This is a genomic window from Mesorhizobium subarcticum, from assembly GCF_055456085.1.
Window position 1 is genome coordinate 2368372 of the sequence record NZ_CM144237.1, and the last position, 17332, is coordinate 2385703.

At 62.9% G+C, this 17332-nt stretch carries 18 protein-coding genes and 1 pseudogene; 10 read left to right on the plus strand and 9 right to left on the minus strand.

Features of this window, described 5'->3' with window-relative positions:
* Positions 1-8: 8 nt before the first annotated feature.
* From ACZYHG_RS11580 to ACZYHG_RS11610, 7 genes are all read left to right on the plus strand, one after another.
* Positions 9-692: a TetR/AcrR family transcriptional regulator gene (locus ACZYHG_RS11580; protein WP_464613888.1), complete on the plus strand. Its 684-nt coding sequence runs from the start codon at positions 9-11 to the stop codon at positions 690-692.
* Positions 693-1050: 358 nt separating this feature from the next.
* Positions 1051-2367, plus strand: coding sequence for an ABC transporter substrate-binding protein (locus ACZYHG_RS11585; RefSeq protein ID WP_464613889.1), 1317 nt, complete (start codon positions 1051-1053; stop codon positions 2365-2367).
* A gap of 69 nt (positions 2368-2436) precedes the next feature.
* A complete protein-coding gene (locus tag ACZYHG_RS11590) occupies positions 2437-3342 on the plus strand; it encodes a carbohydrate ABC transporter permease (protein WP_027031165.1) in 906 nt (301 codons plus the stop codon).
* Between the two features lies 1 nt (position 3343).
* Positions 3344-4303 (plus strand): carbohydrate ABC transporter permease, encoded by a 960-nt coding sequence (locus ACZYHG_RS11595; RefSeq protein ID WP_464613890.1) that lies wholly within the window; start codon positions 3344-3346, stop codon positions 4301-4303.
* Positions 4300-4524 (plus strand): hypothetical protein, encoded by a 225-nt coding sequence (locus ACZYHG_RS11600; protein ID WP_027043349.1) that lies wholly within the window; start codon positions 4300-4302, stop codon positions 4522-4524. The genes ACZYHG_RS11595 and ACZYHG_RS11600 overlap by 4 nt, the downstream gene beginning before the upstream one ends.
* Positions 4521-5624: an ABC transporter ATP-binding protein gene (locus ACZYHG_RS11605; RefSeq protein WP_464613891.1), complete on the plus strand. Its 1104-nt coding sequence runs from the start codon at positions 4521-4523 to the stop codon at positions 5622-5624. Before ACZYHG_RS11600 ends, ACZYHG_RS11605 begins: the two co-directional genes overlap by 4 nt.
* Positions 5624-6709, plus strand: coding sequence for an ABC transporter ATP-binding protein (locus ACZYHG_RS11610; RefSeq protein WP_464613892.1), 1086 nt, complete (start codon positions 5624-5626; stop codon positions 6707-6709). Before ACZYHG_RS11605 ends, ACZYHG_RS11610 begins: the two co-directional genes overlap by 1 nt.
* A gap of 13 nt (positions 6710-6722) precedes the next feature.
* Here ACZYHG_RS11610 and ACZYHG_RS11615 read toward each other — a convergent pair.
* Positions 6723-7153 (minus strand): annotated as a pseudogene (locus tag ACZYHG_RS11615) (DUF4437 domain-containing protein).
* A gap of 121 nt (positions 7154-7274) precedes the next feature.
* Positions 7275-8246: an AraC family transcriptional regulator gene (locus ACZYHG_RS11620; RefSeq protein WP_464613893.1), complete on the minus strand. Its 972-nt coding sequence runs from the start codon at positions 8244-8246 to the stop codon at positions 7275-7277.
* A 183-nt stretch (positions 8247-8429) separates the two neighbouring features.
* Between ACZYHG_RS11620 and ACZYHG_RS11625 the strand changes: the two genes are divergently transcribed.
* Positions 8430-9644, plus strand: a complete 1215-nt coding sequence (locus ACZYHG_RS11625) for an MFS transporter (RefSeq protein WP_464613894.1) — start codon at positions 8430-8432, stop codon at positions 9642-9644.
* Between the two features lie 38 nt (positions 9645-9682).
* On the opposite strand, the gene ACZYHG_RS11630 is transcribed toward ACZYHG_RS11625, so the two are convergent.
* Positions 9683-10261 (minus strand): TetR/AcrR family transcriptional regulator, encoded by a 579-nt coding sequence (locus tag ACZYHG_RS11630; RefSeq protein ID WP_464613895.1) that lies wholly within the window; start codon positions 10259-10261, stop codon positions 9683-9685.
* 97 nt (positions 10262-10358) lie between these two features.
* Between ACZYHG_RS11630 and ACZYHG_RS11635 the strand changes: the two genes are divergently transcribed.
* Positions 10359-11267 carry an SDR family oxidoreductase gene (locus tag ACZYHG_RS11635; protein ID WP_464613896.1) on the plus strand — a complete coding sequence of 303 codons (909 nt, stop codon included), beginning with the start codon at positions 10359-10361 and terminating at the stop codon, positions 11265-11267.
* A gap of 12 nt (positions 11268-11279) precedes the next feature.
* Here the strand turns inward: ACZYHG_RS11635 and ACZYHG_RS11640 are convergent, their stop codons facing one another.
* Positions 11280-11627, minus strand: coding sequence for a GFA family protein (locus ACZYHG_RS11640; RefSeq protein WP_464613897.1), 348 nt, complete (start codon positions 11625-11627; stop codon positions 11280-11282).
* A 116-nt stretch (positions 11628-11743) separates the two neighbouring features.
* Here ACZYHG_RS11640 and ACZYHG_RS11645 point away from each other — a divergent pair, with 116 nt between their 5' ends.
* Positions 11744-13036, plus strand: coding sequence for an amidase (locus tag ACZYHG_RS11645; RefSeq protein ID WP_464613898.1), 1293 nt, complete (start codon positions 11744-11746; stop codon positions 13034-13036).
* Between the two features lie 25 nt (positions 13037-13061).
* On the opposite strand, the gene ACZYHG_RS11650 is transcribed toward ACZYHG_RS11645, so the two are convergent.
* The 5 genes from ACZYHG_RS11650 to ACZYHG_RS11670 all read right to left on the minus strand — a co-directional run bounded on the left by ACZYHG_RS11650 (position 13062) and on the right by ACZYHG_RS11670 (position 17310).
* Entirely contained in the window at positions 13062-13385 is a 324-nt protein-coding gene (locus ACZYHG_RS11650; protein ID WP_464613899.1) for a hypothetical protein, read from the minus strand.
* 96 nt (positions 13386-13481) lie between these two features.
* Entirely contained in the window at positions 13482-14468 is a 987-nt protein-coding gene (locus ACZYHG_RS11655) for a hydroxyacid dehydrogenase (RefSeq protein ID WP_464613900.1), read from the minus strand.
* Between the two features lie 2 nt (positions 14469-14470).
* Positions 14471-15190 (minus strand): FadR/GntR family transcriptional regulator, encoded by a 720-nt coding sequence (locus tag ACZYHG_RS11660; protein WP_464613901.1) that lies wholly within the window; start codon positions 15188-15190, stop codon positions 14471-14473.
* Between the two features lie 2 nt (positions 15191-15192).
* Entirely contained in the window at positions 15193-16362 is a 1170-nt protein-coding gene (locus ACZYHG_RS11665) for a mandelate racemase/muconate lactonizing enzyme family protein (protein ID WP_464613902.1), read from the minus strand.
* A 60-nt stretch (positions 16363-16422) separates the two neighbouring features.
* A complete protein-coding gene (locus ACZYHG_RS11670; protein ID WP_027060286.1) occupies positions 16423-17310 on the minus strand; it encodes a sugar phosphate isomerase/epimerase family protein in 888 nt (295 codons plus the stop codon).
* Positions 17311-17332 lie beyond the last annotated feature (22 nt).

Here is a 17332-nt window from a genome sequence, read left to right on the forward strand (position 1 = left end):
ATATTGATATGGATATCTCACGTCAACAAGCCGCCGCGAACGACGACACCGGTGAGAGGGCCGAGCGTGGACCTCGGGCGCGCACGAAACGGTTGATGCTGGAGACGGCGACAAGGCTGATGCAGGCGGGCGTGACGCCGTCGGTCAGTGAAGTTGCCGAGGCGGCCGAGGTTTCCCGCGCCACAGCCTATCGCTATTTCCCGAGCCAGGCGGCGCTGGTGCATGCCGTTGTCGACGAGGGGCTCGGTCCGATCCTGACCTGGCAATCGACCTCCGGCGATGCCGAGCGCCGGGTCGCCGAACTGTTCGACACGGCGATGCCGCGCATCGAGGCGTTCGAGGCGACCTTCAAGGCAGCGCTTAAACTGTCGCTCGATCAGTGGGCGAGGCGCCAGGCCGGCACGCTGGATGGCGAGCCAGCCTTCACGCGCGGTCATCGCGTCGACTTGCTGCAGCAGGCGATCGCGCCGCTCAAGGGCCGGCTGCCGCCGCGCGACTTCAAGCGGCTGGCGCAGGCGCTGTCGCTGATTTTCGGTGTCGAGGTGCTGGTCGTGCTCAAGGATATCTGGGGGCTGGACAGCCGCAGAACCAGGTCTGTCGCGCAATGGGCGGCAGGCGCCCTGGTGCGCGCGGCGATCGCGGAATCGATCGATGAAGGAGACGGCGTCGATTCAAGGGTGGTTGTCGAGTAGGCCTATCTGGTTCGACCAGATTTGCATGCCGACTGCCGATATTAGCCTCGGCGTGGGGTGCTGCGCAACGCCTGTGCGTATCACTGAGTAGGAAAATCATTGGAAAACAGGCAGATAAAGCTTGAATTCGGCGGAGGCGAGCAGGTTCGGCTGCCAAGAAAGGACTTGACGCCGACGCAAAATTGGTAATACCAGATTAGGAAAGAAAAGTGGGTCGAAAGTGAGGGTTGCGATCCATTTTCCGGCAGGGCGAGGAGGCCCGGAACCGGAAAGGTGCGATCACGGGAGGAACTACCAGGGCCGGCTTCGTCGCCGGCTCGCATGACAAGGTAGAATGCGCACAAGGGAGGAAATCATTATGCGCAAGTTAGTGACCAGCGTGCTTGCTGGTATCGGCTTAACGCTTGCCTGCGGCACGTCTGTCTACGCGCAGGAAAAGTCGCTCACCATCTTCTGGGCGGAGTGGGATCCGGCCAATTACCTGCAGGAACTCGGCAACGAGTACGAGAAGGAAACCGGCGTCAAGATCACAGTGGAAACCACGCCGTGGTCCGACTTCCAGACCAAGGCCTTCACCGAGTTCAACGCCCATGGCGACGCCTATGATCTGGTCGTCGGCGACTCGCAATGGCTCGGCGCCGGCTCGACCGGCGGCCACTATGTCGACCTCACCGACTTCTTCAAGAAGCACGACCTCGGCAACGTCATGGCGCCGGCGACGGTGAAATATTACTCCGAGTATCCTGGCAACAGCGGCAAATACTGGGCCATCCCGCTCGAGGGTGACGCTGTCGGCTGGTCCTATCGCAAGGACTGGTTCGAGGATCCCAAGGAAAAGGAAGCCTTCAAGGCCAAGTATGGCTACGACCTCGACGTGCCGAAGGATTTCAAGGCGCTGCGAGACATCGCCGAGTTCTTCTACCGGCCGGATCAGAAGAAATACGGCATCGCCATCTATACCGACAATTCCTATGATGCGATGGCGATGGGCTTCGAGAACGCGCTGTTCTCCTATGGCGGCGATCTGGGTGACTACGCGACCTACAAGGTCGATGGCCACATCAATTCCGAAAAGGCGGTGGCCGCGCTCGACGCCTACAAGGAACTCTACAAGTTCACGCCTCCGGGCTGGGCCAAGTCGTTCTTCGTCGAGGACAACCAGGCGATCACTGAAAACCTGGCCGCGATGAGCATGAACTTCTTCGCGTTCTTCCCTTCACTGATCAACGAGGCGTCGAACCCGAACGCCAAGAACACCGGCTTCTTCGCCAACCCGCCGGGACCGAACGGCGACCAGTTCGCCGCTCTCGGCGGTCAGGGAATTTCCATCATCTCTTACTCGAAGAAGCAGGAAGAGGCGACGAAGTTCCTTGAGTGGTTCATCAAGGACGAGACCCAGAAGAAGTGGGCGGCCCTTGGCGGCTACACCTGCAGCGCGGCGGTGCTCAAGTCGCCGGAGTTCCAGAGTGCCACGCCCTACAACAAGGCCTTCTATGAGACCATGTTCAAGGTGAAGGACTTCTGGGCCGTGCCGGAATACGCCGAACTGCTGCAGCAGCTCAACCAGCGCGTCTATCCCTACATGATCGGCGGCGAAGGCACCGCCAAGGAAACGCTGGACGCTCTGGCTACCGACTGGAACGCGACGTTCAAGAAGTACGGCCGCGTTCAATAACAATCATGCATCACGGAGGGGGCGTTGGTGCCTCCTCCGTTTCTTTTTCTGCAAACGGGAGCAGGGGTCTTGGCGACCACGATGATCACAACGCTGGACAGGTCCTCGCGGGCGGTCGCGCGCGGCCTGAGCGACATTTCGATCCGCAACCTCTTCATTATCCCGACGGTCCTGTTCCTGATCGTCTTCAACATCTTTCCGCTGATCTATTCGCTTGGCTATTCCTTCACCGACTTCCGCGCGTCGACCAACGCGCCGGCGAATTTCGTCGGGCTGCAGAACTATCGCGACCTGCTCAACGACCCCTATGTCTGGTCGAACTTCGCCATCACCGCGAAATACGTCATCATCTCTGTCGCCGGCCAGCTGCTTGTCGGCTTCGGCGTCGCGATGCTGCTCAACAGGGATATCCCGCTCAAGGGCCTTATCACCACGCTCCTGCTGCTGCCGATGATGTTGTCGATGGCTGTTGTAGGGCTGTTCTGGAAGTTGCTCTATGACCCATCATGGGGCGTCATCAACTATGCGCTCGGACTCGGCAATTTCGAGTGGCTGGCCGACCCAAAGATGGCGCTCTACGCGGTTGCGCTGACCGATATCTGGATGTGGTCGCCCTTTGTCATGCTGCTGTCGCTGGCCGGGCTGTCGGCGGTGCCGAAGCACCTCTACGAAGCCGCCGCGATCGATCGTGCCGGGCCGTTCTACACCTTCTTCCGCATCACGCTGCCGCTGGTGGCGCCGATCCTGATGATCGCGGTCATCTTCCGCACGATGGAAGCGTTCAAGACCTTCGACCTTGCCTACATCCTGACCAGCCAGCCGACGGCTGAGTTGATCTCGATCCGGCTCTACAAGATGGCGTTCCAGGAATGGCAGACCGGGCGCTCCTGCGCGCTGGCCTACATCGTGCTGATCATGGTCCTGGCGATCACCAACATCTACGTCAAATATCTCAACAAGGTGAAGGAGCGCTGAGATGGCCGCAGTCCGCACTTCTTCCGAAATCGGCTTCAACCGCGTCGCCATCGTCGCCGTTCTGGTGGTGACCATCATCTTCCTGGCGCCGATCTACTGGATTGCCTCGACGGCGTTCAAGCCGCGCAATCTGGCCACGACCATCCCGCCGACGGTCGTCTTCCAGCCCGAGATTTCGCCCTTCGTGAAGCTGTTCACCAAGCGCTCGCAAATGCGCAGCCCGCCGTCGCCGGAAGAGTACGCGGCGGCCCCATGGTGGGAACGCGTCGTCTTCGATGGCGGCGAAAAGATCGTGCGCGACGGCAAGGACCAGGTGCAGTGGTCGGGCTATCCGAGCCGCTTCCTGAACTCGCTGATCATCGCCATCACTTCGACGGTGCTAGCGGTCGGCATGGGCACGTTCACCGCCTATGGCTTCTCGCGTTTCAAGGTGAAGGGGGAGGCGGATCTGCTCTTCTTCATCCTGTCGACGCGCATGCTGCCGCCGGTGGTGGTGGCGATCCCGATGTTCCTGATGTACCGCGCGGTCGGACTCGACGATTCCCACATCGGCCTGATCATCCTCTACACCGCCTTCAACCTGTCCTTCTCGGTGTGGCTGATGAAGGGCTTCATGGACGAAATCCCGAAAGAGTATGAGGAAGCCGCTCTCGTCGACGGCTACACGCGCATGGAGGCCTTCTTCAAGATCGTGCTGCCGGAGGCCGCCACCGGCATTGCCGCCACCGCTGTGTTCTGCTTCATCACGGCGTGGAACGAATATGCCTTCGCGCTGATCATGACCAATCGCCGTGCGCAGACCGCGCCGCCCTTCATCCCGAGCCAGGTCGGCTCCGGCCTGCCGGACTGGACTGTCATCGCCGCTGGAACCTTCCTGTTCCTGCTGCCGGTCGCGATCTTCACCTTCCTGCTCCGCAATCATCTGTTGCGCGGCATGTCCTTCGGAGCGATCCGCAAATGAGCTTTCGCGCCATCAACCAGAAATATCTGGAACCCGGTAGCCAAGTGCTCATGGTGCTCGGCATCGTGGCGCTCTGCCAGCCCTGGAACATGTTGCTGCACACATACGGCCTGACCATCATCCTGATCGGGCTGATCGGCTTCAACATCACCTCGAAGATCGCGCCTGAAGAGGAGGCCGGCACCGGTCATGCCGCGCGAAATCCGGGAGCACAGCATTGACCCAGATCGAGCTTCGCGGCGTCCAGAAGTTCTTCGGCGCCGTCCAGGTCATCAAGGACCTCAACCTCAAGATTGCAGACAACGAGTTCATCGTCCTGCTCGGCCAGTCGGGCTGCGGCAAGACGACGACCCTGCGCGCGGTCGCCGGACTGGAGACGATCGACGAGGGCGACATCCTCATCGACGGCAAGCCGGTCCAGCATTTGAAGGCCGCCGATCGCGACATCGCCATGGTGTTCCAGTCGTTCTCGCTTTATCCGCATATGAGCGTCTACGAGAACATCGCCTTTCCCTTGCGCGCCACGCGCAAGAGCAAGGCGGAGATCGACCAGGAAGTGCGCTCGGTCGCCAAGACGCTGCAGATAACCGATCTGCTGGCCAAGAAGCCATCGGCGTTGTCGGGCGGCGACATGCAGCGTGTCGCCATCGGTCGGGCGCTGGTGCGACGGCCGAAGGCGATGCTGATGGACGAGCCGATCGGCGCACTCGACGCCAAGCTGCGCGAGGAGATGCGGGCCGAGATCAAACGGCTGCACATCAAGCAGGGCTCGACCACCATCTATGTCACGCACGACCAGATCGAGGCGATGAGTCTCGCCGACCGCATCGTCATCATGCATGAGGGTGTGCTGCAGCAGGTCGGCTCACCCGACGAGGTCTATTCGCGCCCGGCCAATCTGTTCGTCGCGCAATTCGTCGGCAGCCCGGTGATGAATGTCGCCGACGCGGCGGTGGCCGAGACTGCATCCTCGGCCTCGGTAACGGTCGGTGGAGCGCCTGCTGGTTTCGAGTTTCCACGCACGCTGCTGTCGGAGCTCAACGGCCATGCCGGTGGCGAACTTGCGCTCGGCATCCGGCCGGAAGGCGTGCTCATCCGGCGTGACGCAGCGGAGGGCTTCATGGCGGTCGAGACGCAGATCGTCGAACCGCTTGGCTCCTTCGACATCGTCGACCTGAAGGTCGGCTCCAAGATGCTGCGCGCTCGCACCAAGAGCGGCTTCGTCGCCGGGCCGGGTGAGAAAGTCTTTGCCCGGATCGATCCGACGCAGGCGCATTTCTTCGACAAGGCAAGCGGCAAATCGCTTGATGTGAGACTGTAATGGCGCATATCCAGCTCAAGAACATTTCGAAGACCTTCGGCAACCACACGGCTCTGACCGGGCTCGATCTCGATATCGGCGATGGCGAATTCTTCGTGCTGCTCGGCGAGACAGGGGCTGGCAAGACGACGACGCTGCGGCTGATCGCCGGGCTGGAGAAGCCAAGTGAAGGGCAGGTCTTCATCGACGGCGTCGATGTCGCCGACTGGGGCGCGGCCGAACGCGACGTGGCGTTGGTGCTGCAGCAATATTCGCTCTATCCGCGCTATACGGTGCGCGAAAACCTCGAGTTTCCGCTAAAGCCGAAGATCCGCCGGTTGCCCGATGCCGAGATCAAGGATCGCGTCGATCGCGCAGCCCGCACGCTGCGGATCGAACATCTGCTCGATCGCAAGACCGACCGGCTGTCGGGCGGCGAGATGCAGCGCGTCTCAATCGGCCGCGCCATCGTGCGCAAGCCGCGTGTGTTCCTGATGGACGAGCCGCTGTCGGCGCTCGACGCGAAGCTGCGCGAAGCGCTGCGTACGGAGCTGAAGAACCTGCAGATCCAGCTCGGCGCCACCTTCCTGTTCGTCACCCACGACCAGATCGAGGCGATGTCGATGGGCGACAAGGTCGGCGTCTTGAACCACGGCCGCATCGTCCAGACCGGCACGCCGCACGAAATCTACAACAACCCGCGCGACACCTATGTGGCGAGCTTCGTCGGCTCGCCGCCGATGAACCTCATCGACGGCAGATTGGTGGACGGCCGCGCGGTGATGGCGCCGTTGAATTTCGAATTGCCTTTCTCAGGGGGAGCCAAGACGAGTGCGGCGACCGACGGTCGCCCGCTCGTCTTCGGCATCCGTCCCGAGGATGTCTATCTCGAGAGCGGCGCGCCGGTCGAGGCGCGCGTCCACGATGTCGAGAACCATGGCGTCGAGAAGATCCTGACGCTGCGTGTCGGCGACACGACGCTGCGCGCCACGGTGCCGGCCAAGACCGATGTCGCCATCGAGCAGCCGGTGCGCTTTGCCTGGAACCCGGACAAGGTTGTGCTGTTCGACAAGGGCAGTGGTGTCAGCTTGCGGCACGCGTCATAAGCCGCACCTTGCCTTATTTCGGCAGGTAGGTTTCGTAAGGCGTGTCATTGATCAAAAGGATCACGCATTCGGTGTCCGAGAGGCAGGCATCGTCATGCATCTCGTTGGCCTTTTGCGTCCAGTAGGAACCCACAGGCAGCACCACCTTGGTCGCTTCGCCGCCTTCCATCTGCCAGTGCTCCACAGCCCCTTGATGACGATGGCGCGGTAATCGGCGGTGTGGGCATGGACAGGCGCGCGCCAATTGCCGGGGACCTTCAGCAGCGTGCCGGCCGGTCCCTTCGCCCGCTCGCCCCATAGCGAACCCAGCCGTTGCGGCTGGTCCGGCGCTTCGGCGACGTAAGGGATCTTGTCGGCGGGCAAGTAGCTGTCTTCGAGAGCAAAGGCGCGAGCGGGAAAGACGCACAGAGTGGCGAGTACTAGAAATGCAGAACGATTGGGCATGGCGGTTCCTCCGCCTGCCAGACTATGGCGGTTCTGCCGGCGTGCAATGACATGCCGTCCAAAAGATTTGGCAATTTCTCCAGCCAGCAGAGGGACTGACGGGACGTACCGAATCCGAATCTCAGCCGTGGATGTCGCCGTCGCCGGTGTTGCGCAGATGGCTCGGCGCCACGCCCATCACCCGCTTGAAGGCGCGGCTGAAGGAGGCTTCCGAGTCGTAACCTAGTTTCGCCGCCGTCACCGACACCCTCAAACCGTCGCGGGTAAGCCATTGCCGCGCCTGGTGCATGCGCACGCGCAGCACGTATTTGGCCGGCGTTTCGCCGACGACAGTGGCAAAGCGCTGGGCGAAGGCGGAGCGCGAAGCGCCCATCATCCTGGCCAGCGCCTCGACCGTCCAGTCGCGGTCGGGCTGCAGGTGAATAGCGGCGAGCACCTTGCCGACATCGGGATTGCGGACGGCGGCAATCCAGCCGGAGGCATCGCCGCAGCCATTTTCCACCCAGGAGCGGATGATGGTGGCGGCGAGCACGTCGGCAAGGCGCGCCAGAATACCGCCGGAACCGACCCGATCCATCGTCACTTCGCCGGCCATGGCATCGAGCAAATGCTGGATGCCCGGCGCGTTGGTCATCAACTTGTGCGCCTGCATCAGACTGGGCATCATGTCGAGCAGGGGGTGCGAGCCGTCGAGGTTGAAATGCATGCTGCCGCAGAACAACAACGTCTTGCAGCCATCGCAGCCGTTTGAGACGTCGTAGATGTTGTCGCATACCGGTTCGATTGAGTAGCGGCCGATCGGAACGGGCGGCACGCCTGGCGCGCTGGCCAGAATATGCTCGTCGCCGCGCGGGATCAGCAGCGCGTCGCCAACCGACAGTTCGATCCACTCCTTCGACGGCGAGAACAGCCAGCAGCTTTGCTGCCCGATGAAATGGAAACGAGCCGCTTTCTGCGCGGGAAAGGAAACGGCCCAGGGCTCGCCAAGCACGCAGCGGCCATAGTCGACACCGTCGAGTCGCAAGCCGCGCAGCATGTCGCTCAGCGGGTCGCCGGACGCGGGCAAAGCAGCTTTGGACGAATTGTAGTTCATCTTGGTGTTTTTAACATGGAAACTCCAGGCCGTCACTCCCTATGTTGCAGTGCAGCCAAATGTTGCGGTGCAAACAGGCTGGAACCGACCATACTGCCAAGCCGTGACGGCAAGGCATGTAACGGGTGGAAGCCCCGGTCGGTCATTCCCTATGTGGCGCTGCGAACAGACCGGAGACTGACCATGGCCGACCCTTCTACAGGCGTGATCGACGCCACACTTCCGAACCCCGCAGAATCCGACGAGAGAGCCGAACCGGCCTGGGGTGCCGTTGTCTCGCTGGCGCTTGGCGTTTTCGGCCTCGTGACCGCCGAATTCCTGCCCGCCAGCCTGCTGACGCCGATGGCGCGCGATCTCGGGGTCAGCGAAGGCGTGGCCGGGCAAGCGGTGACAGCGACCGCCATCGTTGCGGCGATCGCCGCGCCGACCATGGCGATCATCACCAGGCGCATGGACCGCAGGTTCGTGATGTGGATGCTGACAGGGTTCCTGATCCTGTCCAACCTTCTGGCCACCTTCGCCTCGTCGCTCACCGTGCTTCTGCTGGCCCGGGTTGTGCTCGGCGTAGCCCTCGGCGGTTTCTGGGCGATGTCGGCAGCCATGGCGCTGCGGCTGGTGCCGATGCGGCTGATGCCGCGCGCCATGTCGATCATCCTGACCGGCGTTTCGCTGGCCACCGTCACTGCTGCTCCTGTCGGCGCCTATGTCGGCGACATCTGGGGATGGCGCACGGCGTTCATGATCGCCACCATCGTCGGTGCGCTGGCGCTGCTGGTGCAATTGGCGACCATTCCGAAGCTGCCGCCTGTGGGTGTCGCGAGCTTCCGCACCTTGCTAGAGGTGCTGGAACGGCCGTCGATCCGGGTGGCTCTGCTGGTCGTGCTGCTGGTCGCGTCCGGGCACTTTGCCGGCTTCACCTATGTGCGCCCCTTCCTCGAAAAGGTGCCGGTGCTCCACATCGAGACGATCTCACTCGTGCTGCTGGCCTATGGCATTGGCGGTTTCTTCGGCAATATAGCCGGCGGCATCCTGGCCGAGCGCAACCTCAAGACCGCGATCGCCCTGGCGCCCTTGCTGATTGCCCTGGCGGCCGCCTCGATGCTGATCTTCGGCGCCTCGCCGACGGTCGCGGCTCTTGCCGTTGCCGCCTGGGGCTTTGCCTTCGGCGCGGTACCAGTCGGGCTGCAGAGCTGGCTGGTGCGGGCAGCGCCCGACCAGGCCGAAAGCGCCGGCGGCTTGATGGTGGCGACCTTCCAGGTGGCGATCGCGCTGGGCGCCGTCTTCGGTGGCCTGCTGGTCGACCATGCCGGCGTCGCCAGTGCCTTCGCCTATTGCGGCGTCGCGACTCTGCTGGCGGCCATCGTGGTGTTCCTGCGCGGCCCGAAGCAGGCCGAATAGCCTCTCAATAGCCATCCCCGGCAGCGGCCCGAGAACCATCACGGTTTTCGGGCCGCTGTCCTTGTGATGGCGGCGACGAAACGGTTGAGACTGTCCTCGACATAGGCGGCCACGTCGATCGTCGGGTCGAAACTCCACCACAGCAGCGATCCCTGCCAATGCGATGCCATCAGCAGGCCGACATCCTGGGGCGGTGCGGGCATCTGCGCAAAGCAATCCGCAAGGATTCTGGACAGGGATGCCTTCCAGGCCGCACCCCGCGCCCGGAGCAGGGGATCACGCAGATCCTCGCGCAGGACAAGCAGGCCTTCGGCATAGGATTCGATGCCGCCATAGCCTTTCGATAGCGCCACCAGCAACTCGACCGCGCCGGCCGGCGTCCTGGCGATGGTGGCGCCCAGTGCCCTGGTCTTGTCGTCGAGACCATCCCAGGCATGCAGAAGGGTGCGTTGTTTCAACTGCGCCTTGTTTCCAAAACGCTGCACCAGGGTTGCGCCGGAAAGGCCGCAAGCCTTTGCCAGTCGATCGAAAGTGAGCGCCTCCGGACCATGCCCATGGATCAGCCGAAGCGCTGCCTCCAGCACCTGCTCGTCCGACTGGGTTTTTGGTCTTGTCATCTTGACATCTCAATATAACCGAATGATCATTTATATATGTGAGGAGCGGCGGAAGCCAGCTCAGTTTGATCGATCGTACCGTTTTCGGGAGAGTTCAATGACGTTGCAAGGAAAAGTCGCATTGGTCGCCGGCGCCACGCGTGGTGCGGGGCGCGGTATCGCTGTTGAGCTAGGAGCTGCCGGCGCCACCGTCTATGTCACCGGGCGCACGACACGCAGCCAAAAATCAGAATATGCCCGACCCGAAACCATTGAGGAAACGGCGGAACTGGTCTCCGCGAACGGAGGCAAGGGCATCGCCGTACAGGTCGATCATCTGGTTGCCGACGATGTACGAAGTCTGGTCGAACGCATCCGCACTGAACAGGGTCAGCTCGACATACTCGTCAACAACATCTGGGGCGGCGAAAAACTGTTCGAATGGGACAAGCCTGTCTGGGAGCACAATCTGGAAAACGGCTTGCGCATGCTGCGGCTGGCCATCGATACGCATCTGATCACTGCCCATCATGCGCTGCCCCTCATGATCGAGCGGGCGGGCGGGCTGCTGGTCGAAGTCACCGACGGCACGGCCGAATACAATGCTGACCACTACCGGCTGTCGCCCTTCTACGACCTGGCCAAGGTGGCGGTGAACCGCATGGCCTGGGCGCACGCCAAGGACCTTGCGAAACATGGCGCCACGTCAGTCTCGTTGACGCCCGGCTGGATGCGCTCGGAAATGATGCTGGAGGCCTTTGGGGTCCGCGAGGACAACTGGCGCGATGCAACCGCCACTGTGCCGCATTTCGTCATTTCGGAGACGCCGCGCTTCGTTGGGCGCGCCGTTACCGCCTTGGCGGCGGATCCGAACCGCGCGCGCTGGAACGGACAGTCGCTATCCAGCGGCGGGTTGGCGCAGGTCTACGGTTTCACCGACCTCGACGGTTCGCGGCCCGATGCCTGGCGCTACGTGCCGGAAGTCCAGGATGCCGGCAAGCCTGCTGACGCAACGGGTTACCGGTAAGCCAAAATTGCTTCAGGCCGAGCGGCCGTCGAAATCGAAGACCGACAGGGTGGACGGGTCGAGATCGGCGACGCAGTTGAGATTGACGTAGGCGTTGCGTTCACCGCCTTCGCGGACATCCTCGGCGAAAGGGTGGATGCCGCAAGTGAGGCAGAAGCGGTGCGCCATCGCGTGGTTGCCGAATGCGTAACTGCCGAGATCATCGCCCCAGGCCAGGACCGTCAGGCTCCCATGCGGAATGGCACATAAGAGGGCGCCCTTGCGCGAGCAGATCGAACAATTGCACCGGATGGCGCCGGTGAGTTCCGCCTTGAATTCGAAGGCGACCTTGCCGCAATGACAGCTGCCTCTGTACAGCATCAGTATCTTCCTATCGCTGGCAGGTGCAAAGGCACGCTGGCCGGGTTATCCCTTCCGCAGGCCAAATCGGCTGCTTGCCTTAAAGACGTTGCATCCTGGCGGAGTCCGACATCGACATGCAATCCATCCGCGATCGTCTCGAAATCATCCTGTCACGTCTTGCCAATCGGGCTGGAGACGAGAAGGTCTTCACGAAGCTCTATGCCGAGGCAGCGCGAGCCGCGGCCGACGCCAGCGATGCGCGCAAAAAGGCTGGCGTGACGCTCGGACCGCTCGACGGCACCATTGTCTCGATCAAGGATCTGTTCGATGTCGCCGGCGAGGTGACCACGGCTGGCTCACTGATGCTCAGGACTGCCACGCCCGCTGCGCGCGACGCGGCCATCGTCAGCCGGCTGCGCCAGGCTGGAGCTGTCATCATCGGCAAGACCAACATGACCGAATTCGCCTTCACCGCGATCGGCGACAACGTGCATTACGGCACGCCGGGCAATGCCCTCGACAGCAGTCGCATTTCCGGTGGCTCCTCATCGGGTGCCGGCGTTTCCGTCGGCGAGGGGACGAGCGACATTTCGATCGGCTCCGATACCGGCGGTTCCATCCGCATCCCGGCATCGTTGAATGGTGTTGTCGGCTTCAAGCCGACGGCGCGGCGTGTGCCGTTGACCGGCGCGTATCCATTGTCCGCGACACTGGATTCCATCGGGCCGCTGGCTCTAAGCGTTGCTGCGTGTGCGGTTGCCGACGCCGCAATGGCCGGCGAGGAACTACCGCCGCTGCATCTGCCGCTCCCGCTTGCCGGGCTTCGTGTCGGTATTCCGCGTGGCCGTCTTTTCGAAGACACTGAAAGCGAGATCAGCGCGGCCTTCGATAGCAGCCTTGCCAAGATAGAGCGGACAGGGGCGCGGTTGGTGGACATATCGATCGATGACTTCATTGCCGATATGCGCGCGGCCACCAAGCGCGGCTCGATCGCTGCCATGGAAGGAGCCGAAGTGCATGCCGACTGGCTGGCAACAGGCGCACCGGTGCCGGTCGATCCGCATGTCAGCGGGCCTTTGTCGCGCGCGGCCATGCTGCCGACGCCGGTCTACATCAGGGCCTTGCGCCGCCGCCGCGCGCTCGTCGCCGCCATGGATGAGCGGCTGGCATCGGTCGATGTGCTGGCTCTGCCAACCACGCCGGTGACGGCCCCGACCATCGTTTCCCTGGCCGAGGACGCCGAATTGCGCGACCGTATAGAAGGCCTGCTGCTGCGCAACACGCAGGTCGCCAACCAGTTCGACCTCTGCGCGATCTCGCTGCCGATGCCTGATACGGCGCTGCCGGCCGGACTGATGCTGGTGGCGCGCAACGGCCATGACCAGCGCCTGCTGCGGATTGCTGCTGAAGTCGAGCGGCTGTTCTGAAGGGCAGTGTGCCTCGGATAGGCAATCAGTGCGCCGCGCAGCGCTTGCGTTCGCCTGTCTTGGATGCGCGTTCGATGTTGGTAACGACCAGCATCGGCGGATCGCTTGGCTCACCACGATGCTGGATAGATCCTCGGACGACAAGCTTTCCCGCATGGAGCTTGTCGGGGAGGTCAGGTGGGGATCTGCTCAGCGGCAGCAATTCGGTGGTGTTCAGCATCACACCCTTGATGATCTTGCCTGTGGCCAGATCGAGCGCATTGCCCGATGGGCAGGGGGCCATGACGCAGACGATCCCATTGCTGCAATAGACGTAATCGCTGCTTTGCGCCGCCGCGAGCGAGGGCAAGGCCGCGATCGAACATGCGGCAAGACCAAGGAATGCGAGGCGAAAAGTGAACATGGTTCTCAGCGTCGCGGAGAATTGGGGCGAAACCGCGATGCGCTAGATGTCGAGCGGAAACCGCCGCCGGTAGTGATCGACCACTTCGGGATTGCGCAGATTGACCGGCAGCTTGCCCGCCAGCACCAGCAAGACTTCCCCCACCGCGCCGACGCCCATGCGCATCATCGATTCTTCGGTAATGCCGGCCATATGCGGGGTGATGATGACGTTGTCGAAGCCGAAATAGGGATGATTGGCCGGCAGTGGCTGCGTCGAAAACACGTCGAGCGCGGCACCGCCGATGCGACGTTTCTGCAAGGCTTCGATCAGCGCGTCGTCATCGACGACCGGCCCGCGCGACACGTTGATCAAGAGCGCATTGGGCTTCATGCGGGCGATGCGTTCGCGACTGATCAGGCCGCGCGTTTCCTCGGTCAGCGGACAGCAGAGCACGATGATGTCGCTCTGTTCGACCAGCGCGTCGATGGAGAGGAAGCCGACCTTGTCCGGCGCCGGCTGCATGCTGCGCGTCGTAGCCACCACTTTCAGGTCGAAGCCGTGCGCGGCGATATGGCCGACGGCCTGGCCAACGGCGCCGAGGCCGACAATGCCGATGGTCTTGCCGGCAAGCTCGCTGTTGGTATTGGCGTGCTCGCGTCCGGCGAGCCAGCCTTTGGCCCTGAGGTCGCGGTCGACCTTGCGGAATTGCCGCAGCAGCGCAAGTGCGGTGAACATCACGTGTTCGGCGACAGAGCGCGCATTGACCGCCGGTACGTTGGCCACCAGCACGCCGGCAGCGGTCGCCGCCTCCATCGGGATCATGTCGAGCCCGGCGCCGTGGCGGATAGCCGCCCTCAGCTTCCAGGCGCCCTCGAAAAGCTGTGGCGTCAGGTGCGCGCGCACGATGACGATGTCGGCGTCCTTGGCCTCCCTGGTCAGTGTGGCGGCATCGAGCGCCGAGGCAATGACAAGCTGGCCGACGCCTGCCAACTTGGCCGAGGCGCGCGGGTGCAACGGGTGGGTCGACAGGATCTTTGGCTGGTCCACGGTCAGGCCTTTTCGAGTGCCGGGCTTGTGGGCGCATCCGCCTTGCCGCCCTCGATCAGGCCCTTCCAGTAGCTCTCCGCGCCTTGCAGATGGGCGCTCATCAGCGCCTGGGCGAGATTGCCGTCGCGGCGCAGCAGCGCCTCGTAGATCTGCACGTGCTCGGCATGCGAACGCACGCTGCGTTCGGGATCGTTGAAGTAGATCGGCAGACGCTGTTCGCCCATCAGATAGTAGACGCTGCAGATGTTGTGGAAGACGCTGTTCTTGGTGGCGCGCACGATCTCCAGATGAAACTCGCGGTCTTCCTTGGCCAGGCCTTCGCCGGCGGCGATGCGCTCCTCGGATGCCTTGAGGATCTCGCGCAGCCGCTCGAAATTCTCCTCGGTGGCGCGCGAGCAGGCAAGCTCGGCCGCCTTGATCTCATGGATCTTGCGCAACTCGACCGTCTCGTAAATCTGCAAGGGATCGAGCGGCAGGCCGGCGCGGGCAAACAGCGCCAGCGCCTCGACGCTCGCCTGCTTGGTGTCGATGTAGATGCCGGACTTGGCCCGCCGCTCGACGATGCGCATGGCTTCGAGGATGGCGAGCGCTTCGCGAATCTGGCCGCGGCTGACGCCGAAATGCTCCGCCAGTTCCCGTTCCGACGGCGTTCGGCCCGTATCCTTGTCCGAATGGGAGAAGAGATAGGCGGCGAGTTCCGCGAGAAGGTTCTTTTCTTTCATCGTCAACTGCGTTGCGCGTGCGCCTCCAGGAACCGCTCCGAGATGGTGATTCCCAGACCCGGCCTTTCCGGGATCGCTATCATACCGTCCTTTGCTTCGACAGTCTCTTCGATCAGATCGTGGATCATCGGGTTGGCGCCGAGCGAATATTCGACGGTGAAACTCGACGGCGAGGCCGCGCAGACATGCAAGCCGGCGAAGAAGCAGGGCGCGCCGGCCCACAGATGCGGCGCAAAGCGCAAATTGAAGGCGCTGGCGATGGTGCCGATCTTCATCGCCTCGCTGATGCCGCCGCAAAAGGCGGGATCGGGCTGGAAGATGTCGGCGGCCTTGAGCACGGCGAGGTCGCGGAAGGCATAACGTGTCGCCTCGCTCTCGCCGGTGGCGATCGGAACCGCACCCGAGGCGCGCACCTCGGCCATCCCCGGCTTGTCATCGGCGATCACAGGCTCCTCGAACCAGGCGAGATCGAGGTCGTTGACGAGATGGATGAAGCGCTTGGCCTCCGCCACCGTATAGGTGCCGTGGGCATCGACCATCAATTCGACATCAGGACCGAGCGCCTGGCGCGCGGCGCGCACGCGGGCGGCCGAAATGTGCGCGGCGCTATCCATGGCGCCGACCCGCATCTTCAGCGCCTTGAAGCCGCCTTTGGCGATGTAGGATTTCAGTTGTTCGCCGATGGCATCAGCCGAGGCCCAGCCGCCCGAGGCATAGGCCGGCATGCGGTCGAGCTTGCGACCGCCAAGCAGCCGCCAGACCGGCACGCCGAGCGATTTCCCCAAAATATCCCAGAGCGCGATGTCGACGGCGCTGATAGCGGCGATGCTCATGCCGCGCCGCGCCAGCTGCGGCATGGCATGGCCGGCGCGCGCCGCGCTGTCATGGCGCACGCCATTGTAAAGCATCTCCCAGATGATGCCGATGTCGGCCGGGTCGCGGCCGATCAGTTGCGGCCCGACCTCGTGGTTCAGCATATGGACGAGGGCGCCGTAGCTGCCGGCGCTGCCGGCGGCGTTCTTGCCTTCGCCCCAGCCAACCAGCCCGTCATCGGTCTCGATGCGCAGGATGGCGGCGTCGAAGGTCGTCACCTGGCCGAAGTCGCTGCGATGTTGCTTCGCGGCTTCAATCGGGATGCGAACCCACCAGGCTTGGACGGTCTTGATGCGCATGTTTTTCCCCAACCCTGCCGCCGGCCAAGGCGGAAGGGCAAATTTCCCGGAAGCAGTCGACTACTTGATCAGCGGCAACAGCGTTTCGGCGGTGATGCGCATCTGGTCGGTGTAGAATTTCTCGGTCAGCACGCTGGAGCCGTGGTCCTGGATGAACTTCAGCTGCTCGGGCGAGATATCGACCGGGTGGCGCTCGACCATTTCGGGATAGGGTGCCGCCGGCGTGCGGTCGACCGGGGCGACGAACTCGTTGGTCAGCGCGCCGTCGTAACCGACCTCCCGCAAGGTCGCGACGATCCTTGGCCAATCAATCTGGCCAAGGCCGGCGGCGAAGCGGTTGTTGTCGGCGACATGGAAGTCGAACAGGCGCTTGCCGACCTGGCGGATCGCGTCATGAACGTTAAATTCCTCCATGTGGATGTGGTAGGCGTCAAGGCAGACGCCGCATTCGGGGCTGACCGCGTCGGCCAGCGCCAGCGCCTGGGCGCCGCGGTTGAACAGATAGGTCTCGAAGCGGTTCAGCGGCTCGACCGCAATCTTGACGCCGACCTTCTTGGCGTGGGTGAAACACTCGCGGGTCGCGTCGACGACCCACTTCCATTCCTCTTCCTCGGTGCCATCCGGCACCACCTTGCCGACGGTCGCGGGAACGAGCGTGATGATCTCGCCATCGAGCTCGCTGACCATGGTCAGCACGTCCTTGACGTACTGCACGGAGCGCTCGCGCTGGCCCTGGTTCCTGGCGGCAAGGTTGCGTTCGCCCAGCATCAAGGTCACCGCGCCCCAGCAACGGATGCCATGCTCCTTCAACAGCGCCCGTGTCTCCTTGGTCTTGTACTGCTCGGGCTCGCCGGAAATCTCGATCGACTCATAGCCGAATTTCTTGATGCGCTTCAGCGTCACCTCCAACGGTTCCGCGCGCATCCAGTTGTGCGTCGAAAGATGCATGGTCTGTCCTTCCCAAATTCGT